Source organism: Streptomyces sp. DvalAA-43 (genome assembly GCF_900091725.1).
GTDB lineage: Bacteria > Actinomycetota > Actinomycetes > Streptomycetales > Streptomycetaceae > Streptomyces > Streptomyces pulveraceus.
Window position 1 is genome coordinate 1 of sequence record NZ_FMBW01000064.1, and the last position, 18333, is coordinate 18333.

Annotated in this window: 17 protein-coding genes; 5 read left to right on the plus strand and 12 right to left on the minus strand. The window is 73.2% G+C overall.

Features of this window, described 5'->3' with window-relative positions:
- The coding region (locus GA0115234_RS25875; protein ID WP_107405813.1) for a rhodanese-like domain-containing protein at nucleotides 1-1053 on the plus strand (1053 nt) is incomplete at its 5' end.
- Nucleotides 1050-1811 carry a sulfite exporter TauE/SafE family protein gene (locus GA0115234_RS25880; protein ID WP_093546171.1) on the plus strand — a complete coding sequence of 254 codons (762 nt, stop codon included), beginning with the start codon at nucleotides 1050-1052 and terminating at the stop codon, nucleotides 1809-1811. The genes GA0115234_RS25875 and GA0115234_RS25880, both read left to right, overlap by 4 nt.
- A gap of 24 nt (nucleotides 1812-1835) precedes the next feature.
- On the opposite strand, the gene GA0115234_RS25885 is transcribed toward GA0115234_RS25880, so the two are convergent.
- The gene (locus GA0115234_RS25885) at nucleotides 1836-2114 is read right to left on the minus strand and encodes a metal-sensitive transcriptional regulator (protein ID WP_093546175.1); all 279 of its coding nucleotides are present in this window, start codon (nucleotides 2112-2114) and stop codon (nucleotides 1836-1838) included.
- Nucleotides 2115-2213: 99 nt separating this feature from the next.
- On the opposite strand from GA0115234_RS25885, the gene GA0115234_RS25890 reads away from it, so the two are divergent.
- Complete coding sequence (locus GA0115234_RS25890; protein WP_093546178.1) at nucleotides 2214-2786, plus strand: rhodanese-like domain-containing protein; 573 nt, start codon at nucleotides 2214-2216, stop codon at nucleotides 2784-2786.
- Nucleotides 2787-2859: 73 nt separating this feature from the next.
- Here GA0115234_RS25890 and GA0115234_RS25895 read toward each other — a convergent pair whose 3' ends face one another.
- The gene (locus GA0115234_RS25895; protein ID WP_093546181.1) at nucleotides 2860-4155 is read right to left on the minus strand and encodes an alpha/beta fold hydrolase; all 1296 of its coding nucleotides are present in this window, start codon (nucleotides 4153-4155) and stop codon (nucleotides 2860-2862) included.
- A 106-nt stretch (nucleotides 4156-4261) separates the two neighbouring features.
- On the opposite strand from GA0115234_RS25895, the gene GA0115234_RS25900 reads away from it, so the two are divergent.
- On the plus strand, nucleotides 4262-5425 hold the full coding sequence (locus tag GA0115234_RS25900) for an ABC transporter ATP-binding protein (RefSeq protein ID WP_093546184.1): 1164 nt from the start codon (nucleotides 4262-4264) through the stop codon (nucleotides 5423-5425).
- A 61-nt stretch (nucleotides 5426-5486) separates the two neighbouring features.
- Here GA0115234_RS25900 and GA0115234_RS25905 read toward each other — a convergent pair whose 3' ends face one another.
- The 5 genes from GA0115234_RS25905 to GA0115234_RS25925 all read right to left on the minus strand — a co-directional run bounded on the left by GA0115234_RS25905 (nucleotide 5487) and on the right by GA0115234_RS25925 (nucleotide 12336).
- Nucleotides 5487-6770: a TRAP transporter large permease subunit gene (locus tag GA0115234_RS25905; RefSeq protein ID WP_093546186.1), complete on the minus strand. Its 1284-nt coding sequence runs from the start codon at nucleotides 6768-6770 to the stop codon at nucleotides 5487-5489.
- Nucleotides 6771-6774: 4 nt separating this feature from the next.
- The gene (locus GA0115234_RS25910; RefSeq protein ID WP_093546189.1) at nucleotides 6775-7362 is read right to left on the minus strand and encodes a hypothetical protein; all 588 of its coding nucleotides are present in this window, start codon (nucleotides 7360-7362) and stop codon (nucleotides 6775-6777) included.
- On the minus strand, nucleotides 7359-9488 hold the full coding sequence (locus GA0115234_RS25915; RefSeq protein WP_093546192.1) for a hydantoinase/oxoprolinase family protein: 2130 nt from the start codon (nucleotides 9486-9488) through the stop codon (nucleotides 7359-7361). Before GA0115234_RS25915 ends, GA0115234_RS25910 begins: the two co-directional genes overlap by 4 nt.
- 101 nt (nucleotides 9489-9589) lie before the next feature.
- Nucleotides 9590-11200, minus strand: coding sequence for an FAD-dependent oxidoreductase (locus tag GA0115234_RS25920; RefSeq protein ID WP_093546196.1), 1611 nt, complete (start codon nucleotides 11198-11200; stop codon nucleotides 9590-9592).
- Between the two features lie 29 nt (nucleotides 11201-11229).
- Nucleotides 11230-12336: a LacI family DNA-binding transcriptional regulator gene (locus tag GA0115234_RS25925; RefSeq protein ID WP_093546199.1), complete on the minus strand. Its 1107-nt coding sequence runs from the start codon at nucleotides 12334-12336 to the stop codon at nucleotides 11230-11232.
- A gap of 205 nt (nucleotides 12337-12541) precedes the next feature.
- Between GA0115234_RS25925 and GA0115234_RS25930 the strand changes: the two genes are divergently transcribed.
- The gene (locus GA0115234_RS25930) at nucleotides 12542-13516 is read left to right on the plus strand and encodes an acetylxylan esterase (protein ID WP_093546202.1); all 975 of its coding nucleotides are present in this window, start codon (nucleotides 12542-12544) and stop codon (nucleotides 13514-13516) included.
- A 16-nt stretch (nucleotides 13517-13532) separates the two neighbouring features.
- On the opposite strand, the gene GA0115234_RS25935 is transcribed toward GA0115234_RS25930, so the two are convergent.
- The 5 genes from GA0115234_RS25935 to GA0115234_RS25955 form a co-directional block, all read right to left on the minus strand.
- Nucleotides 13533-14483, minus strand: a complete 951-nt coding sequence (locus GA0115234_RS25935) for an ABC transporter substrate-binding protein (RefSeq protein ID WP_093546205.1) — start codon at nucleotides 14481-14483, stop codon at nucleotides 13533-13535.
- Nucleotides 14480-15157, minus strand: a complete 678-nt coding sequence (locus GA0115234_RS25940) for an ABC transporter permease (RefSeq protein ID WP_093546207.1) — start codon at nucleotides 15155-15157, stop codon at nucleotides 14480-14482. The genes GA0115234_RS25935 and GA0115234_RS25940 overlap by 4 nt, the downstream gene beginning before the upstream one ends.
- Nucleotides 15154-15831, minus strand: a complete 678-nt coding sequence (locus GA0115234_RS25945) for an ABC transporter permease (RefSeq protein ID WP_093546210.1) — start codon at nucleotides 15829-15831, stop codon at nucleotides 15154-15156. Before GA0115234_RS25945 ends, GA0115234_RS25940 begins: the two co-directional genes overlap by 4 nt.
- A gap of 280 nt (nucleotides 15832-16111) precedes the next feature.
- A complete protein-coding gene (locus GA0115234_RS25950; protein ID WP_093546213.1) occupies nucleotides 16112-16558 on the minus strand; it encodes a nitroreductase family deazaflavin-dependent oxidoreductase in 447 nt (148 codons plus the stop codon).
- Between the two features lie 136 nt (nucleotides 16559-16694).
- On the minus strand, nucleotides 16695-18293 hold the full coding sequence (locus GA0115234_RS25955) for a PucR family transcriptional regulator (protein ID WP_093546219.1): 1599 nt from the start codon (nucleotides 18291-18293) through the stop codon (nucleotides 16695-16697).
- Nucleotides 18294-18333: the final 40 nt, after the last annotated feature.

An 18333-nucleotide genomic window follows, 5' to 3' on the forward strand; every position in this document is an offset into this window, starting at 1 on the left:
CTCGCCACCCCCGGGCACACCCCGCACCACACCTCGTACGTGCTGGCGGAGGAGGGCCGCGACGTGGCCGTCTTCACCGGTGGCTCGCTGCTGATCGGCAGTGTGGGCCGGCCCGATCTGGTGGAGCCCCGGCTCACCGCCGCACTGGCCCGCGCCCAGCACGCCTCCGTGCACCGGCTCGCCGATGAGCTCGCGGACGCCGTGCCCGTGCTGCCCACGCACGGCTTCGGCAGCTTCTGTTCGTCCTCGCAGGCCGAGGGGTCGGCCACGACGATCGGCGATGAACGCGGGCGGAACGACGCGCTGGTCAAGGACGTGGACACCTTTGTCGCGGAGCTGCTCGCCGCGCTGGACGACGTCCCCGCGTACTACGCGCACATGGGCCCGGCCAATGCCGCGGGACCGGCCCCGCTGGATCTGACCCCGCCCGACCCGGCCGACGCCGAGGAGATAGCCCGGCGGCTGGCCGCGGGCGAGTGGGTGGTGGATCTGCGCAGCCGGGTGGCGTTCGCCGAAGGGCATGTCGCCGGGTCGTTCAACTTCGAGGGCGAGGGCCGGCTCGCGACGTATCTGGCCTGGCTGATCCCGTGGGGCAAGCCGGTCACTCTCCTGGCGAGCACCGCCGCCGACATCGCGGACGCCCAGCGGGAACTGTCCCGGGTCGGCGTGGGCCGTCCGGTCGCCGCGGCCACCGGCGGCCCCGAGGACTGGGCGGGCACGGCATCAAAGCTGCGGTCGTCGCGCAGGTCCGACTTCGCGGGCCTGGCGGCGGCCCGGGAGCGGGGCGAGGACCCGGTGGTCCTCGATGTGCGCAGAAACGCCGAGCACCGCGCGGGTGCGATCGCGGGGGCGGTGCACATCCCGCTGCACGAACTGCGGGAACGGCTGGGCGAGGTGCCGCCGGGTGTCGTCTGGGTGCACTGCGCGGGCGGGACGCGCGCGGCGATCGCCGCGTCGATGCTGGACGCGGCGGGGCGGGGGACGGTGGCCGTCGACGACGGTTTCGACGCGGCGGCGCAGGCCGGACTCCGCCTCACCGTCCCCGCCCCGTGAACACCCTGATCCTGGCGTCGGCCGCCGGTGCGCTGGTCGGCCTGGCGCTCGGCGGCTTGGGCGGCGGCGGCAGTGTGCTCGCCGTCCCCGCGCTGATCTACCTGCTCGGCTTCGATCCGGCCGCGGCCACCACCGCCGCGCTCCTCATCGTCATCGCGACGTCCCTCACCGGACTGGTCGCCCACGCCCGCCACGGCCGGGTCCGCTGGCGTACCGGAGGCCTGTTCGCAGCGGCCGGGATCGTTCCGGCCGCGATCGCCGGGGCCCTGTCGGCGCGGGTACCGGCCGGGGTGCTGACGGCCGGGTTCGCCGTGCTCGCGGCGGTCGCCGCGGTGCGGATGCTCCGCCCGAAGGGCGAGGCGGCGGCGCGGGCCGGGGCGAGCACGGCCGCCCCGCCCGCCGGACGGGTCGCGCGGACGGGCGCCGGACTCGGCACGGTGACCGGGTTCCTCGGCGTGGGCGGCGGGTTCCTCGTGGTGCCCGCGCTGGTCGCCGTGGTCGCCGTGCCGATGGCCGAGGCGGTCGGCACCAGTCTGCTGGTCATCACGGTGAACTCCACGGCCGCGCTGGCCACCCGGCTCACCACGCCCACCACGCTGGACTGGGCGGTCATCGCGCCGTTCACGGCGGCGGCGGTGCTCGGCGCCTGGGACGGGCAGCGACTGGCCGCGCGGGTTCCCGTGGCCGCCCTGCAACGGATCTTCGGCGCGGTGCTGCTGGCCGTGGCCGTGTTCATGCTCGTCGACGCCGTGGCATGAACCGGCGCACCGCCCCCGGCCCGCTCAGGCCAGCGAGAGAAAGAGCTTCTCCAGCCGCGCCCGCATCTGGTCGCGGTCCGCCGGCTCCTGGCCGCCGTCGGCCATGCAGTGCTGCAGACCCGTCGCGATGATCGCGAAACCGGCCCGGTCCAGCGCCCGGGACACGGCCGCCATCTGCGTGATCACGTCCTCGCAGTCCCGGCCCTCCTCGATCATCCTGATGATCCCGGCGAGCTGGCCCTGTGCGCGGCGAAGGCGGTTGAGGACCGATTTCAGTTCGTCGGCCGCCATGTCGAGTTCCACAACATCCTCCTCCTGATACCCCAAGGGGTATTCTAGCCTGACCGGGGAAGGGGGACCGCATCCCTCCCGAACCCCGGTGAACGAAAGGACACACTGCTCGTGACCAGCCCCGTCTCCCTCTCCCCCGCCCAGGCCGCGGCCCGCCTCGCGGAGTTCACCGTCATCGATGTGCGGGCCCCCGGCGAGTACGCCTCCGGGCATGTTCCCGGTGCGCTGAACGTCCCGCTGGACCGCCTCTCCGAGGCGGTTCCCGCGCTGAAGTCCGCCGCGGCCCGTGGTTCGCTGCTCGTGGTGTGCGCCTCCGGCGTCCGCTCCACCCGGGCCTGCGACATTCTCGCCGACGCCGACATCGACGCCGTGACGCTCTCCGGCGGCACCTCCGCCTGGGAGAGCGAGGGCCACGGTCTCGACCACCCCGCCGGGGCCCGCGCGACCTGGCCGATGGAACGTCAGGTCCGGCTCGCCGCCGGTTCCCTCGTGGTGGCCGGTCTGCTCGCCGGGGTACGTTTCCCCGCGGCACGCTGGATCTCCGCCGGCGTCGGCTCCGGTCTCGTGTTCTCCGCGGTGACCAACACCTGCGGCATGGCGGCCGCGCTGTCGAAGCTTCCGTACAACCGGGCCCCGCGGTCGGCCGCCGGCCTGGACGACACGCTCCACGCCCTCCAGGGCTGACGCCCTTCGTTCCGTACGCGGGAGGAGCCGGTCGCGCACGCCGCGCGACCGGCTCCTCCCGTCGTGGCAGCGGTCAGGCCTCGTCCCGGACCAGGGCGAGCAGCCGGTCCAGCACCCGGGGGCCGCCCGCGCGCAGCCCGTCGTGCTCGTACTCATTGGTCACCCAGGTGCGCAGCCCCCGGATCGACGCCGCGGTGCGCAGCGCGTGTTCCGTGTCGACGTACATGTCGTCGTGGTAGACGGCGGCCGCGACCGGCACCTGATTGGCCGCCAGCCGCTCGGTGTCGTACAGCGGCGCCCAGTCGGCACGGGCGGCCAGCAGTTCGGCGGTCTCGCGCAGCGGGCGCAGCGCCGGATCCACCTCGAAGTGCCAGGGGTGGATGCTCTCGCCCGTGAAGAGCACCGGTCCGTCCCCCTTGAGCGCCTCGGCGGCGTCGAACTGCGGGAATTCGGCACGGACCCGCTCGGCCGACCAGCCGGTGGACCGCCCGCCCTGACCGTAGATCGCCTCGTGCATCAGCGCGTACAACGGGTGCCCGGCGAACGAGGTGGCGGCCCGCACGGCCTCCTGGAAGGTGTCGGAGAGCTCGGTGCCGAGCGGCGTGCGGACGAAGGCGTTCTCCAGCAGGTAGTGCAGCTGGTGGCTGCCATTGCCGCCGCCCAGCATGATGCCGAGGGACTGGAACCCCTCGGGCGTCAGGCGGTGTCCGGCGCTTTCGGGGCGGTGCTCCGCGAGGTGCGCGGTGATCTCCCGGGCACGCTCGACGTCCTGCGGGTAGCGGGCGTAGTGGGCGGCGACCTTGCGCTCGATCCGGGGATAGGCGGCGCGGTACACGTCGTCGGCGTGCGCGTCCAGGGACGGCAGACCACCGGTGATGAGGACGGTGCTGAGCCCTTCGGGGGCGGCCGACAGATAGCGGACGGCGCAGAAACCGCCGAAGGACTGGCCGAGGACCGTCCACGGCTCGCCGCCGGTCAGCTGCGGGCGGATCAGCTCGCAGTCGCGCACGATCGCGTCGGACCGGAAATGGGCGAGGTAGTCGGCCTGCTCGCGCGGGCCGCCGCGCAGCGGCAGGGTCTGCCGGTTGGCCGGGGTGGAGAGGCCGGTGCCGCGCTGGTCGAGCAGCAGTACCCGGAATTCCCGCACGGCCCGGCCCAGCCAGGCCTCCGCCCCGATGAAACGCCGGGCGCCGAAGCCGGGCCCGCCCTCCAGGTAGACCAGCCACGGCAGCTCCTCGCCGGTCCTGCCGCTCGCCACGGCCTCCCTGCCGAAGATCTCGATCTGCTCACCGCCCGGATCGCTGTGATCGAGCGGGACCGTGAAATAGCGGTCGGTGAAGACGATGCCGGGGTGCTGGTAGCTGCTCACAAGGTGCTCCTGAATCAGATGTGCCACGGACAGTTCAGCACACGGCCGTGACACGGACGGTCGCGGCCCGTGTGCGCACCGCCCGGACGCCCCCTACCGTGCAGGCATGATCCGGTTCGAGCAGGTCGGCAAGGTGTATCCGGACGGCACCAGCGCGGTCGACGGCCTCTCCTTCGAGGTCGCCGAGGGGGAGCTGGTCACGCTCGTCGGACCGTCCGGCTGCGGCAAGACCACCACGATGATGATGGTGAACCGGCTGATCGAGCCTTCCTCGGGCCGGATCCTCGTCGACGGCGAGGACATCTCCGGCGTCGACCCGGTGAAGCTGCGCCGCCGGATCGGCTATGTCATCCAGCAGGTCGGTCTCTTCCCGCACCGCACGGTCCTCGACAACACCGCGACCGTTCCCGCACTGGTCGGCTGGAAGCGGGCGAGGGCCCGCGAACGGGCGGCCGAGCTGCTGGATCTGGTGGGCCTCGACCCGACGACGTACGGCTCCCGCTACCCCGCGCAGCTCTCCGGCGGACAGCGCCAACGGGTGGGGGTGGCAAGGGCGTTGGCCGCTGATCCGCCGGTGCTGCTGATGGACGAGCCGTTCGGCGCGGTCGACCCGGTGGTGCGCGAGCGACTGCAGAACGAATTCCTGAGCCTCCAGGCGACGGTCCGCAAGACGGTCCTGATGGTCACCCATGACATCGAGGAGGCGGTCCGGATGGGCGACCGGATCGCGGTGTACGGGGCGGGGCGCATCGAGCAGTTCGACACCCCGGGCGCCGTCCTCGGATCCCCCGCGACTCCGTACGTGGCCGAGTTCGTCGGCGCCGACCGGGGCCTGAAGCGGCTCTCGGTCACCACCATCGAGCCGGACGACCTGGAGGAGCCGCCGGTCGCCCGGCTGGACGAGCCGGTCGCCGCGGCGGCGGCACGGCTGGGCGCCACGGGCGCCCGCTGGGCCGTGGTGCTGAACGGCGAGGGCGATCTGCACGGCTGGGTGGCGGCGGACGCGCTGCGGATCGCCGGTGAGCACGGCACGGTCGGCGAACTGGCCCGCAGGATGGACGCCTGGGTACCGGTCGGGGCCCCGTTGAAGCAGGCGTTCAGCGAGATGCTCCAGCACGACGCGGGATGGGTCGCGGTACTGGACGGCTCCCGGTTCCTCGGCGTACTGACCCCGGCCAAGCTCCATGAGGCGCTGCGCCGCTCGGTCGACGCGGACGCGCGGGGCGTGGGCCGGGACGAGGTGCGCTTCGACTCGGTCTCGGACGCGTAGTCCCGCCCCCGGGCGGCGTGTGCGCGACGCCCGCGGGCGGGACGGGGTCCGGGCGACCGGGTCAGAGGTAGGTGGCGGCGGTCACGCAGAAGCCGCCGAGGGCGACGGCCCAGACGTACGGCAGGGTACGCACCATCACCTGCTGCGGGGTGACGCCCGCGTACTGCGCGCTCCACACGGTCTGGGTGCTCGTGGGGTCGGCGACGCCGAACACCTGGTTGTACGAGGTGGCCAGGCCCAGCACCGCGGTGGCGGGGTAGATACCGGCGGCGATCAGGACACCGGCGATACCCGCGCCGAGACCGAAGACGTTGAGCGGGCCGCGGTAGAGGCAGAGCGGCACCAGGACGGTGAAGACCAGCACGAACAGCACGGCGTTCTGCGGGCTGACCGCCTTGACGAGGGGTTCGAGCGCGTCGATGGCACCGGGCAGTTTCACGGCCGCGAGCAGGATGCCGATGGCGATGAACAGGGTGATCGGCGCGGCGGCCACCTCGAAACCACCGTAGAGGGTGCGCAGCAGCCGCTTGTTCATCTCGCGCGGCCGGGTGGTGGTGACCAGGCAGCACAGCACACCCGCGAGCAGCGACGGAACGATGGCCACATCGAGGCCGAGGGCCAGGACCAGGGGGACGACCGGCGTGAGCAGCGCGTACCAGGGGGCGTCGCCGAGCCGGGCGCGTCGGCCCGGACGCGGCTTCGGCGCGAGGGACTTGGCGGACCAGGTGTGTTCGACGCCGCGCCGGCGGGACTCGATCAGGACGAAGAGGACCGCGGCGGCCAGTGCGAACGGGAACAGCTTGATCATGAATCCGCGCACGGTGGGGACGGGCAGTTCCAGCGCGGTGGAGAAGAACTGCCAGACCGGGAGCTCGAACGGCATTCCGGCCGCGATGCCCATGAGGATCGTGCCGGCCGCGGTGACCTTGGGGATGCCGACGGCGATCATCGCGGGGATGCCGATGATTCCGGCGAGCATCGCGGCGGGCGCGGAGCCCGTCACCGTACCGACGAGGGTGGAGACGGCGAGGACGCCGAGGGCCACCACGACCGGGCGGTCGCCGCCGAATTCGACGATCTTGCGGACGAGGGTGCCCGCGATGCCGGTCTCGTCCAGGAGCTTGCCGAGCCAGGAGCCGAGCAGGATGGCGATCATGGTGGCGGCGAGCGCGGGCGCGCCGTCCTGGAGGACCGTGTCCAGGACGCTGTCCTTGCCGGTGAGCGGGGCGCCCGCGACGAGGGCGATGACGACGGCCAGGACGACGAGCGCGAAGGCGGTGGGGAGTCTACGGGTGAGCATCGCGGCGACACCGGCCGCCATGACGAGGAGGATGACGACGCCCATGGCGTTACTTCTCTCTTCCGTGCGGTGCGGTGACGGGGTGCGTGTCGGCGGTGGCCAGTGCGGCGGTGAGCAGCAGCGGGCTGCGGCCGAGTCCGCAGACGGTGCGGGCGTGGGCGTGGGCGGCGATCTCCTCGGCCCCGGCGACATGCCCGTACAGGCGTCGGCGTCCGGCGCGCAGCACGACATGGCCGAGGGCGTGTTTCAGTTCCGCCTTCGCCGGGCCGTGGTGGAGCAGTTCATGGACGGCCTCGTGGGCGAGGGCCGCTGCGCGCACCGAGCCCGCCGGGTACCAGTGGCGCCAGCCGCGCTCGTCGACCAGGGCCTCCGCGCGGGCGAGGGTGTCGGTGTACAGCTCGACGGTGGCGGGGCGCGAGGTGTAGCGGGCGAGGAGGCCGTGGGCCAGCCCGCCGTCGCGTTCGACGACGCGGGCGCGGGACGGGACGGGGCCGAGCCGGGCGCCGAACTCCGTGGCCACGGTGGCCCAGTGGCGCAGCAGGTCGCGGTCGCGTCCTTCGTGGGTGGGGGTGGCCGCGAGGAGCCGCACGCCGAATTCGATGTCGTCCGTGGCGGCGAGGTCGGGGGGCGCGGTCATGTCCGTACCTCCACGACGGCGATCACGGGCTCGTCGGCGGCGCGGGTGCCGAGTTCGCTGCGGGCCAGGGCGAGCAGCGGCTGTGGGTCCAGGACGCCGGAGAGGTCGGCGATGCGGGAGCCGATGAGCAGCCGCAGGGCGGGGGCGCGGACCCCGCCGTCGCCGTAGGAGGTGGCCTCGCCGACGAGCCGGGCGAGCGTCTCGGGGGCGGCGGCGACGGTGGTGGTCTCCACCAGGGCGTCGGGGGCGTGCAGCCGGACGACACCGTCGGCGTCGACGACCCGCACCGGGTGCCGGGTGGTGCGGAAGCGGCGCCGGACCTCGGTGCCGTAGACGGTGTGGGCGGGGGTGGCGGCCAGGATGTCCACGTCCGCCGGGTCGGCCTTGAGGCTGGCCGCCGCGGCGCACAGCCGTTCGCGCTCGTCGGCCCGGTGGGTGCGGTCCCGGTTGCGGAGTTCGGTGGCGCCGGTGGCCACCGCCCGGACGGTGCTGGTCTGCGGGTCCACGGTCACCTCGACCTCCACGCCGTCGGCGGCGGCTCCCTGGGCCACGACGGCCGCCTCGGCCTCCGCGCGGACGGCGAGGATCTGTTCCTGGCCGGCGCCCGGGATGATCCGCTCGATCTGCTCGCGGACCAGGGCGAGGGCGACACCGATGGGGCTGATGACCTCGCTGTGCCGGGCGATCCGGCCCTCCTGTCCGGTGACGGAGGCCAGGTGCGGGGTGACGGACGCGGCGCCCCCGCCGCCCCCGACCAGCACCGCGGTGTCCTTCTCCAGCCGGTAGTCGCGGATCATGGCGTCGGTCACGGCCCTGACCTGTTCGACACCGGCGTCCAGGAGCCGGGCGGCCGCGGTCGCGACATCGGTGGACAGCGCGGCGGCCAGCGGGGCCAGCGCGGCCTGGGCGACGTCCTGGTCGCAGCGGGCGAAGTCGCCCTCGGGCACCCGGCCCAGTGCGTTGGCCGCGCAGGTCATGGTGAGCGCGTACCGTCCGCCGGCCGCGTCGATCACGGCGTAATCGTCGGGGTCGCCCGCCATGGGGCGGACGGTGGTGAGGCGCGCGTCGCGCAGTTCGTCCAGGGTGGCGAAGCAGGCGTACGGCAGTCCGGCGATGTGCGCGCTGCGGGGTCCGACGCCGACGACCCTGCCGCCGCCGATCCGGACCATGGACCCGCCGCCGACCCCGACGGTCCGTACGTCGAGCGCGGAGAGGTAGGACGTCTTGCCGAGGATGGTGGCGTGCCGGACGGCGACCTTGCCCCGGCGCACGACGCTGATGTCGGTGGAGGTCCCGCCGGTCTCCAGGAAGAGGCCCTCGCTGATGCGTTCCCGCATCAGTGCGCCCGCGACCCCCGCGGCGGGGCCGGAGAGCACGGTCAGCAGCGGGCGTCTGCGCATCTCGTCGAGCGACATCACCCCGCCGTCGCACCGCATCACCATCAGCGGCGCGTGCACCCCGGCCTTGGTGATGGAGGTGTCGACGAGGTCCGCGGTGGCCAGCATGCGCGGCAGGATCGCGGCGTTGACCACAGCGGTACGGGTCCGCTTGGCGAGCCCGTACAGGGAGGTGATCTCGTGCGCGGCCGTCATCGGCAGTCCGCGCGGACGGGCCGCCTCGAGGACCGCCCGCTCGCCCTCCGGCCGGTCGACGCCGAACGGCTCGCTGGCGACGAGGACATGGGCGCCGTCCCGGGTGACGGCGTCGACGGCGGTGCGCACCTCGTCCGCGTCCTCGGGGTCGGCCACATGGGCGTAGGCGAGCGGGAGCCGCTTGCCCGGGGCGAGTTCGAGCCTGCCGAGGGAGGCGAGCCGGCGGGTGAGGACGGCGCCGGGGCCCGTTCCGATGCCGATCAGTCCGACGGTGGCGACATCGCCCTCCAGCAGGGCGTTGGTAGCCTGTGTCGTGCCGTGGGCCAGGAACGCGACGTCCTCGGCGGCACGGCCGGTCTGTTCCAGCAGCCGGTCGAGTGCCTCGACGATGCCGTGGGCGACCCCGTCCTCGTGGTGGTGGCTGGTGGGAACCTTCACCTGCCCCAGCAGTTCGAGGGTCGTGGCGTCGACGGCCACGGCGTCGGTGAAGGTTCCGCCCACGTCGATACCGACGCGGATGCGGTGGGTGGTCATGGCTGGGCACCTCCTTGTGCGGGTGGGTTGATGCGCGGGCGGGCCGGGTGGGACAGGTGGAGCTGTCCCACCCGGCGTTTCCACGGGTGCGGGACGGACCGTCAGTAGCCGCGTACGTCGGGCCAGTGGCGCTGGACCCCGTCGCGGTCGAGCAGCCGGGCGAACGCCTCGTACCGCTTGTCCTCGGACTGGACCTGGTGCGGTTCGACGCCCTCGGTGAGGCAGTGGGCGGCCAGGGCACCGGCGACCTCGCCGATGTTCCACTCCACCGGGTGGAGCCGGTAGCAGCCGTTGGTGATGTGGGTGGTGCCGATGTTCTTGCCCGCGGGCAACAGGTTGCGGACGCGGCGCGGGACGAGGGCGCCGAGCGGGATCTCGAACGGGACCGAGCCGATGTCGATGTAGTTGTCGCCCCCGGTGGAGGGGTGCAGATCGATGCGGTAGCTGCCGACGCCGACCGCGTCGCGGTGGCGGGTCCCGCCGTGCGGGCCGACGAGGTCGATCGCCACGTCGTGCTCGGTGACGGTGGTGACGGCCTTGATCCGGCGGGACTCGCGTACGTACGGGGCCTTGGCCAGGCCGTCGTCGGTGCCGGTGATGTCGGGGCGGATCCGCAGTCCGGGGAATCCGGTGCCGCCGTCCTGGCGCGGGGCCTCGGTCTGGAGCCAGTACAGCAGCGACAGCGACAACTGCCGTGCCTCGGCGACCGCCTGGGCGGAGACCTCGTCCCCGGCGCCGACCAGCGGCTTGAGCCAGTAGTCGTTGAGCGGCCAGTTGACGAGCGTGATGTCGGAGTCGAAGGCGCCGGGGCGGTGCATTCCCCGGGCGAGGATGCGGCGGAAGCCCCACAGTTCCTTGTCGCCCGCGTCGGCGCTCTGGTCGGCGCTGACGGCGAGCGGGTCGACGTCCGGGTTGGGGACGAAGGTGCGTGGTACGGATTCCAGGGAGCGGGGGTCGGGCGCCTGGAAGCCGAGGAGCGGGCCGGGCCAGAAGCCGGGACGGTAGGAGCGCCAGAAGTCGTAGTCGGCCGGGCGGTCGACGGTGTGGTTCTCGCCCTCGTGGTGGGAGAGCGCGAAACACACGGTGATGCCCTGCTGGTTGAGCGGCTGCGCCTGTTCGGGGGCGTGCGGTTCGTCGAACTCGCTCCGCGCCTCGGCGCCGACGGCGTGCTCGACACCACCGAGTGCGAGGAGTTCACCGGTCTCGGTGGCGTCGACGACATAGCGGGCGGTGACGGTGGTGCGGTCGCCGGTGCGGAGGTTCTCCAGCGCGACGGCCCGGATGACATCGTTGTCCGTCTCGGCGGCCACGGCCCGGTGCTCGGTGAGCAGGGTGAGGCGGCCCGCCGCCCGGTGCGGTGCGAGCATCGCCTCCAGCACGGCGAGCGCGACGCGCGGTTCGTGGCAGAGCTTGCTGACGCGCCCGGCGCCCGGGTTGAGGCCGGGGAGGGCGAGGGCCTCGGAACGCATCGGGTACCACTGGCGGTAGTACGCCCGGATGCCTTCGCGCAGACCGCGGTACGAGGCGGTGGTGCCGAACTGCTCCACCCACGGGTGCTCGTCCGGGGGGACGGCCTGGGAGGTGAGCTGGCCGCCGATCCAGTCGGTCTCCTCGGTGAGGACGACGGTGCGTCCGGTGCGGCAGGCGGCGAGCGCGGCGGCGACGCCGCCGAGTCCGGCGCCCACGACGAGGATGTCCGGTTCGGGTATCACTGTTCTCCTTGAGCTGTGGGTGAGGCTGGTCAGTGGCCGTGGACGGCCGGTGGTGGGCCCGAGGTGGCGCCGGGCCGGAAGGCGCAGGCAACCAGGGGTTCGGTGGCCTCCTCCCCCGCGACCAGCGCGGCGAGCATGCGGACGGCGGCGGCGCCGAGCCGGGTGCGGGGGATGTCGAAACCGGTGGGTTCGGGGCCGTCCGCGAGATCGGCGGGCGGACTGCCCAGCAGCGCCAGGGAGGCGTCGCGCGGGCAGTCGAGCCCGGCGTCGGCGACGGCGCGGAGCAGGGCGCGCCAGGCGGCCCCGGTGTCGGTCTCCTCGGCGACGAACGCGGTGACGCCGTCGGCGAGCCAGCCCCGCAGCCGCTCGGGGGTGAGGTCGCGTGCCGGGTCCGCGGAACGGAAGACGGTCTCGGGTCCGCCGTGCAGGCCGGCGGTCTCCAGCCCCTTGAGGAAGCCGTGTTCACGGTCGGTGGAGGCGGGTGCCTCGTCGTCCTCGCGGATCAGCACCATCCTCCGGTGCCCGAGCGCGGCCAGGTGGTCGACGACCTCGTGGGCGGCGCTCACATAGTCGGCGCCGACCCAGTGCAGGCCCTCCGGATCGTCCCGGCGGCCGAGGTGGACCACCGGGAAGCCGTCGGTGACCAGCCGGCCCAGCTCCTGGACCGGTGCGTGGCGGCCGAGGAACAGGCAGCCGTCGGCGAGGCGGACCCGGCTCAGCGCTTCGGGTCCGGCGGCCCCCGCGCCGCCGGTGCTCGACCCCGTGAACAGCACCAGGTCGTAGCCGCGCTCCGCGGCCTCGCGCTCCACGCCCACCAGGAACGGGTAGTACGAGTGCTGCACATCGGTCGGGAACGTCGCGGTGAAGCTGAACACGCCCAGCAGGTTGTTGCGCGCCGCCGCGAGCCTGCGGGCCGCCGGGTCGGGGACGTAGCCGAGACTGCGGGCCGCCTCCAGGACCTTCTGCCGGGTCTCCTCCGAGATCGCGGGCCCCTCGCGCTTGTCCGCGAGCACCAGCGAGACCGTGGCCTGCGAGACCCCGGCGAGCCGTGCGACCTCCGCCTGGCGCGGGCGGGCCGTGCGGCCCGCCGGTGCGGGTGAACGGCCGGGCCTGGCCCGCTTCCTGGGTTCCTCCACGAGGGCTCCTCACATCGATTAATGCGTATTAGTAATGCGCATTAACGAGTACTGTGAGGGTCGGCCGGGCATCGGTCAAGAGGTCGGGCACAACTTCTTCACCGTGCGGGCGGCTTCTCCTCCCTGCGCGGGAGGGCTCGCTCCGGACCGTCCGCGGGCCCCCGTACGGTGTGATCAACCATCCCTGTGAAGAAGGCGGTCCCCCATGTCCCAGTTCGATCTTCCGCTCGACCGGCTGCGCGACTACCGCAGCGGATCGGTGGAGCCGGAGGACTTCGACGCGTTCTGGTCGACGACGCTCGACGAGGCCCGGTCCCACGACCTCGACGCCCGTTTCGAGCTGCGCGCCGGCACGGGGCTGAGCACCGTCGACGTGTACGACGTGACGTTCGCGGGCTTCGGCGGTCACCCGGTCAAGGGCTGGTTCGTCGTCCCGGCGGGCACCACGGAGCCGCTGCCGGTGGTGGTCGAGTTCATCGGCTACGGCGGCGGGCGGGGGCTGGCGCACACCCATCTGCTCTGGGCGTCGGCCGGTTTCGCCCACTTCGTGATGGACACCCGCGGCCAGGGCAGCGGCTGGCTCGTCGGCGACACCGCCGACCCGGTGGGCAGCGCGCCGGCGTACCCCGGTTTCATGACCCGTGGCATCGAGGACCCGGAGTCGTACTACTACCGGCGGGTGTTCACCGACGCGGTGCGTGCGGTGGAGGCGGCGCGCTCGCACCCGCTGGCCGACGCGGCGCGTACCGCGGCCATCGGCGAGAGCCAGGGCGGCGGCATCACGCTCGCCGTGGGCGGGCTGATACCCGATCTGGTGGCGATCGCGCCGGACGTCCCGTTCCTGTGCGACTTCCCCCGCGCCCTCACCGTCACCGACCGGACCCCGTACCGCGAGGTGGGCAACTACCTCAAGACGCACCGCGGCCGGGCCGAGCGGGCGCGGGCCACGCTCTCCTACTTCGACGGGGTGCACTTCGCCGCGCGCGGGCGGGCACCGGCGCTGTTCTCGACGGCGCTGGAGGACATGACCTGCCCGCCCTCGACCGTCTTCGCCGCCTTCAACGCCTACGCCCACCCGGACAAGACCATCGAGGTGTACGACTTCAACGATCACGAGGGCGGCGGGCCGTTCCAGGAGGCCGTGCAGCTGGGCTGGCTGCCCGGACGGCTGCGGGCCTGACGGCGGGCGGCGGCGGTCAGCCGCGCGGGACGAGGCCCTTGGACTCCAGATAGTCGCGAGCCACGTCCTCGGGCAGCCGCCGCCAGCTGTCGACCTGCTCGTTGAGCCGGGCCAGATCGGCGGTGGTCAGTACGGTGTTGAGACTGCCCAGCGCCGTGCGTACGCCCGCGCTGCCCGCCCGGGACCGGTTGACGACGGGGACCAGGTAGTCGGCGTTCTGGAGGTGCTTGTCGTCGGCGAGCAGGACGAGGCCGAAGCTGTCGAGCGTGGCATCGGTCGTGGTGGTCAGGACCATCTGGTCCTGACCCTTCTGGACGGCCTGTTTGGCCTGCGTGGTTCCGACGCCCTTGGGGTCCACGGCGGTGATGCGGATGCCGTACGTCTTCTTCAGCCCGGGTGCGCAGTAGGGGCGCCGCACGCATTCGTCACCGGCCGCCAGTCGTACGGGCAGCCGGGATCTGCCCAGGTCACCGAGGGTTCTGAGGTGGTGCTCGGCCGCGTACCGGGCGGCGACCGCGAAGGCGTTCTGGTCGACGGCGCGCCCGGGGTCGAGGACGGTGAGACCACGGGGCGCGGCCAGCGCGCGCAGCGCCTTCATGGTGGCGGCGAGGTCGGGTGAACCGACCGGGGTGGCGTCGGCACCGTTCTTCCTGGCGTTCAGCCAGTCGGCGAAGGTGGCGGCGTACTCCGGCACGACGTCGATCTGGCCGTTCTCCAGCGCCGGTTCGTAGATCTCCCGGTTGGTGACGGAGATGATCTTCGTGGAGTAGCCGGCCCGGTCCAGCAGCAGCGCGTACATCTGGGCGAGCAGATCGCTCTCGGTGAATCCCGCGGATCCGATGGTGAGCCGCTTGCTGTCGCCCGGCGGTGCGGTGACGTCGCCCCGGTTCTCCAGGGAGGGGCCGGTGGCGCATCCGGCCGCCGAGAGCAGCAGCGCCAGCACGGGGGCGGCGGTCCGTCGCCTCATCCGGATCCCCCGCCCCGGAACCGGCCGGGGACGAGCAGCCGGCCCGCCTCGAAGAGCCCTTCGACGATCAGCGCGAAGGCCGCGACCAGCACCGCCCCGGCGACCACCTGCGCGGTGGAGGCGAGGTTGAAGCCCGCCGTGATGATGCGGCCGAGTCCCCCGCCGCCCGCCAGTGCGGCGAGGGTGGCGGTCGCGACGAGCTGGACGGCGGCGATCCGCACGCCGGTGAGGATCAGCGGGAGGGCGAGCGGCACCTCGACCCCCAGCATCAGCTGTCCGCCCGTCATCCCCATCCCCCTGGCCGCACGCACGACATCGCGGTCGACCTCCCGCATGCCGACGTAGGCGTTGGTGAGCAGCGGCGGTACGGCGAAGAGCACCAGGGCGATGATGGTCGGCCATTCGCCGTACCCGCCGATCGGGGTGAGGAGGAGCAGCACCAGTACGGCGAAGGTGGGCACGGCCCGGCCGATGTTGGAGAGGTTGACGGCGAGCGCGCCGCCCTTGCCGAGGTGACCGAGGACCACGGCGACGGGCAGCGCGATCAGACAGCTGATCAGCAGGCAGACGACGGTGAGGAACAGGTGCTGGCCCAGCCGGTTCCAGATACCGCCGTCGCCGGACCAGTTCGCGGAGGTGGTGAGCCAGGACCAGGCGTCCGCCAGGGTGTTCACGGCTGTCTCCGGGTCCATGGGGTCAGCAGCCGCTGGACGAGCAGGAGCAGCAGATCGGCGACGACGGCGATGACGACGCAGAGGACGGAGGCGGTGAGCACCTGGGCCTTGAAGTAGGTGTTCATCCCGGAGTAGATGAGGTTGCCGAGTCCGCCGTACCCGACGATCGCGCCGACCGTGACCAGGGAGACCGCGGAGACGGTCGCGATCCGCAGTCCGGCCATGGCCGCGGGCAGGGCGAGGGGCAGCTCCACGGCGAGCAGCAGCCGCAGGGGCCCGTACCCCATGCCGCGGGCGGCCTGCCGGGTCTCCTCGGGCACGGCGCGCAGTCCGGCGAGGATGTTCCGGACGAGGAGGGTGAGCGAGTACAGGACCAGTCCGGCGACGACGAGCGAGGCGGAGAGTCCGTACACCGGCAGCAGCAGCGAGAACATGGCGAGCGACGGCACGGTGTAGAGGATGGTCGTCACGCCGAGCACGGGGCCCGCCGCCCAGCGCCGGTGGCGCGCCGCGAGGGCGAGCGGAACGGCGAGGGCCAGTCCGATGAGCACGGAGACCACGGTGAGCTGGAGGTGTTGCACGGTGGCGTCCCAGAGGATCTCGCGACGGCTGGAGAGGTAGGCCCCGCAGAGCCACTCGTTGCGCGCGAGGCAGTCGTCCGGGGGCGCGGTCACCCTTCCATTGGAGCGCCCGGGGCCGCGCGGGCGCTCGTCCTGATCGGCTGTCCGGGTTCCCTGGCCGGACTTGCCGCGTACGGGGGCATCGGCGTGTCTCCCGCCCGGTGGCGCCGGACCGGGCGGTGGGCCGGGGCCACGTCCCGCGTCGGCCGGTCGGCCGGGGAGCCCCCGGACGCCACCGCCCGGAGCCGCCGACGACGCCCACCGCTCCGGCGACCCGCGTGCGATGGACGTCGGCCGCGCCCTTGAGCGCTCCGGCGGAGACCGGCGACGGTCGTCAGTGCTGTTCGGCCGCCGGTTCGAGGACGAAGACCGGAATCTGCCGTTCGGTCTTCGCCTGGTAGTCGGCGTAGTCGGGGAACGCCTCGACCGCGCGCCGCCACCACAGGGCCTTCTCCTCGCCGGTGGCCTCGCGGGCGTTCATGTCCTGGCGGACCGGGCCGTCCTGGAGTTCCACCCGCGGGTCGGCCACGATGTTGTGGTACCAGACGGGGTGCTTGGGGGCGCCGCCCTGCGAGGCGACCACGGCGTACGAGCCGTCGTGCTCGACCCGCATCAGCGGGGTCTTGCGGATCTTTCCGCTCTTGGCCCCGCGGGTGGTGAGGAGGATGACGGGCATGCCCCGCATCGTGGTTCCCTCGGTGCCACCGGAGCTCTCGAACAGCTCGACCTGATCGCGGACCCACTTCGCGGGGCTCGGCTCGTACTCTCCCTGGAGAGGCATGGATTCTGTCCCATCGTCGTCGTTCGGACACGCGTACCCGCGGACATCGGTGTGTCGCGGTGCTCCGAGAACTCTCGCACCATTCCGTCCGGACGGCGCCCGGACCGGCCCGGACGCGGGAGGACGGTGTCCCGGCTCAGGAGTGCGGTGGCCTCAGGCGCAGTTGCAGCATGGCCTCGAAGCGCGCCTCCGGGTCGTCGAGGTCGATGCCCGCGACCACGGCCAGCCGTTTGAGCCGGTAGCGGAAGGTGTTGGGGTGGATGTGGACGGCGGCAGCGGCGGAAGGTACGTCGCCGAAGGTGCTCAGCCAGGCGTCCAGGGTGTCCGTGAGGGCCGTGTGGTGCCGGGCGTCGTAGGCGCGCAGCCGGATGACGGGGCCGTCCGGCAGATCGTCCTCGGCGGCCATCCGGTCCGTCAGCTCCTCCAGCAACGAGGCCGCGTAGACGTCCGACAGCCGGGCGGCCCTGCGCTGCGTACGGCCGGAGCCGAGGACCCGCAGCGCACGGTCCGCGTCGGCGCGCGAGCGGCGCAGCTCCACCGGGCGGGCGGCGAGCCGGCCGATTCCGATGACGGCGGGCGTCCTGTCGCCTATGCGGCCGAGGAACGCCTCGGCCACCCGGAGCCCCTGTTCGTCCGAACTCGTGGGCAGGACCGCGTAGGTGACCGGGCCGAGGGTGGCGGTGGCGGTACGGGGGTGGATCGCGGCCAGGTGCAGGGTGAGCGCCTCGGCGACGCGGTGGCCCGCGGCCACCCGGTCGGGCGCGTACAGCTCGCCGGTCACCGCGAGCGCCAGTACGCAGGCGGGCTGCGCGGACAGGCCGAGCCGTACGGCGGCCTGCGGTGCGTGCGTACCGCCCTCCAGGACCGTGGCGAGCAGATCCGCGCGCAGCCGGCGTTCGGCGTCCTCGCCGGTGCGGCGGCGCAGCAGATGCAGGGCGGCCACCTTCGCCGCCTCCTGGAGTGCCTGCGTGCGGTCCGCGCTCAGCGGTCCGTCGACCACGACCCAGATCGAGCCCAGGATCTCGCCGCCCGCGCGGACGGCGATCGCGACCCGGGGCTTGTCCGAGATGCCGTCCACATAGACGGGTTCCTCCTTCCGGTAGAGGGCCTGGAAGGCGCCGCGTTCCTCCAGGGCGCGCAGTTTCTCGGCGGGTACCTGGCGGTCCAGGACGGTCGCGATCCGGTCGTGGTCGCCCTCGTCCTGTCGGCTGGAGAACGCCAGTACCCGCCCGCCCCGGTCCTCCACGGTGACCGGGCCGTCCAGCAGCCCGGCCGTCGCGTTGGCCAGGGCGAACAGGTCACCGGCGAGCGGTTCGGCGCCGTCGGCCTCGTCGGGGCCGCCCACCGTGCCCAGTTCGTCGACCGCGAGCAGCGACCGCAGCAGCGCGGCCACCTGGGCCCAGGAGGCGCCGGGGGTCAGGCCGAGCACGGTCACGCCGGTGCGGGCGGCGGCCTCGGAGACGGGTCCGTCCACCGGGACCGGGGAGCGGACCACCACGGCCGCCGCACCGAGCCCGGCGGCCGTGTCGACCAGGGCGGCGACCTGCTCGGCGCCGTACACACCGACACCGAGCACCACCGCGCCGGGCAGCCTCGCCGGCTCGTCCAGGGGGTCCTGGATCAGCACTCCGCTGACGGTGCGGGCCGGGTCGGCTTCCCCGGCCACCACTTCGATCAGCGTCGATCCGAGATCGTTGAGGATCCGTCCGAGCACGGCCCGTGGCTGCTCCGTCATCGTCACAAGGTAGTTGATCGGAGATCGTCCGCGGCGAGGA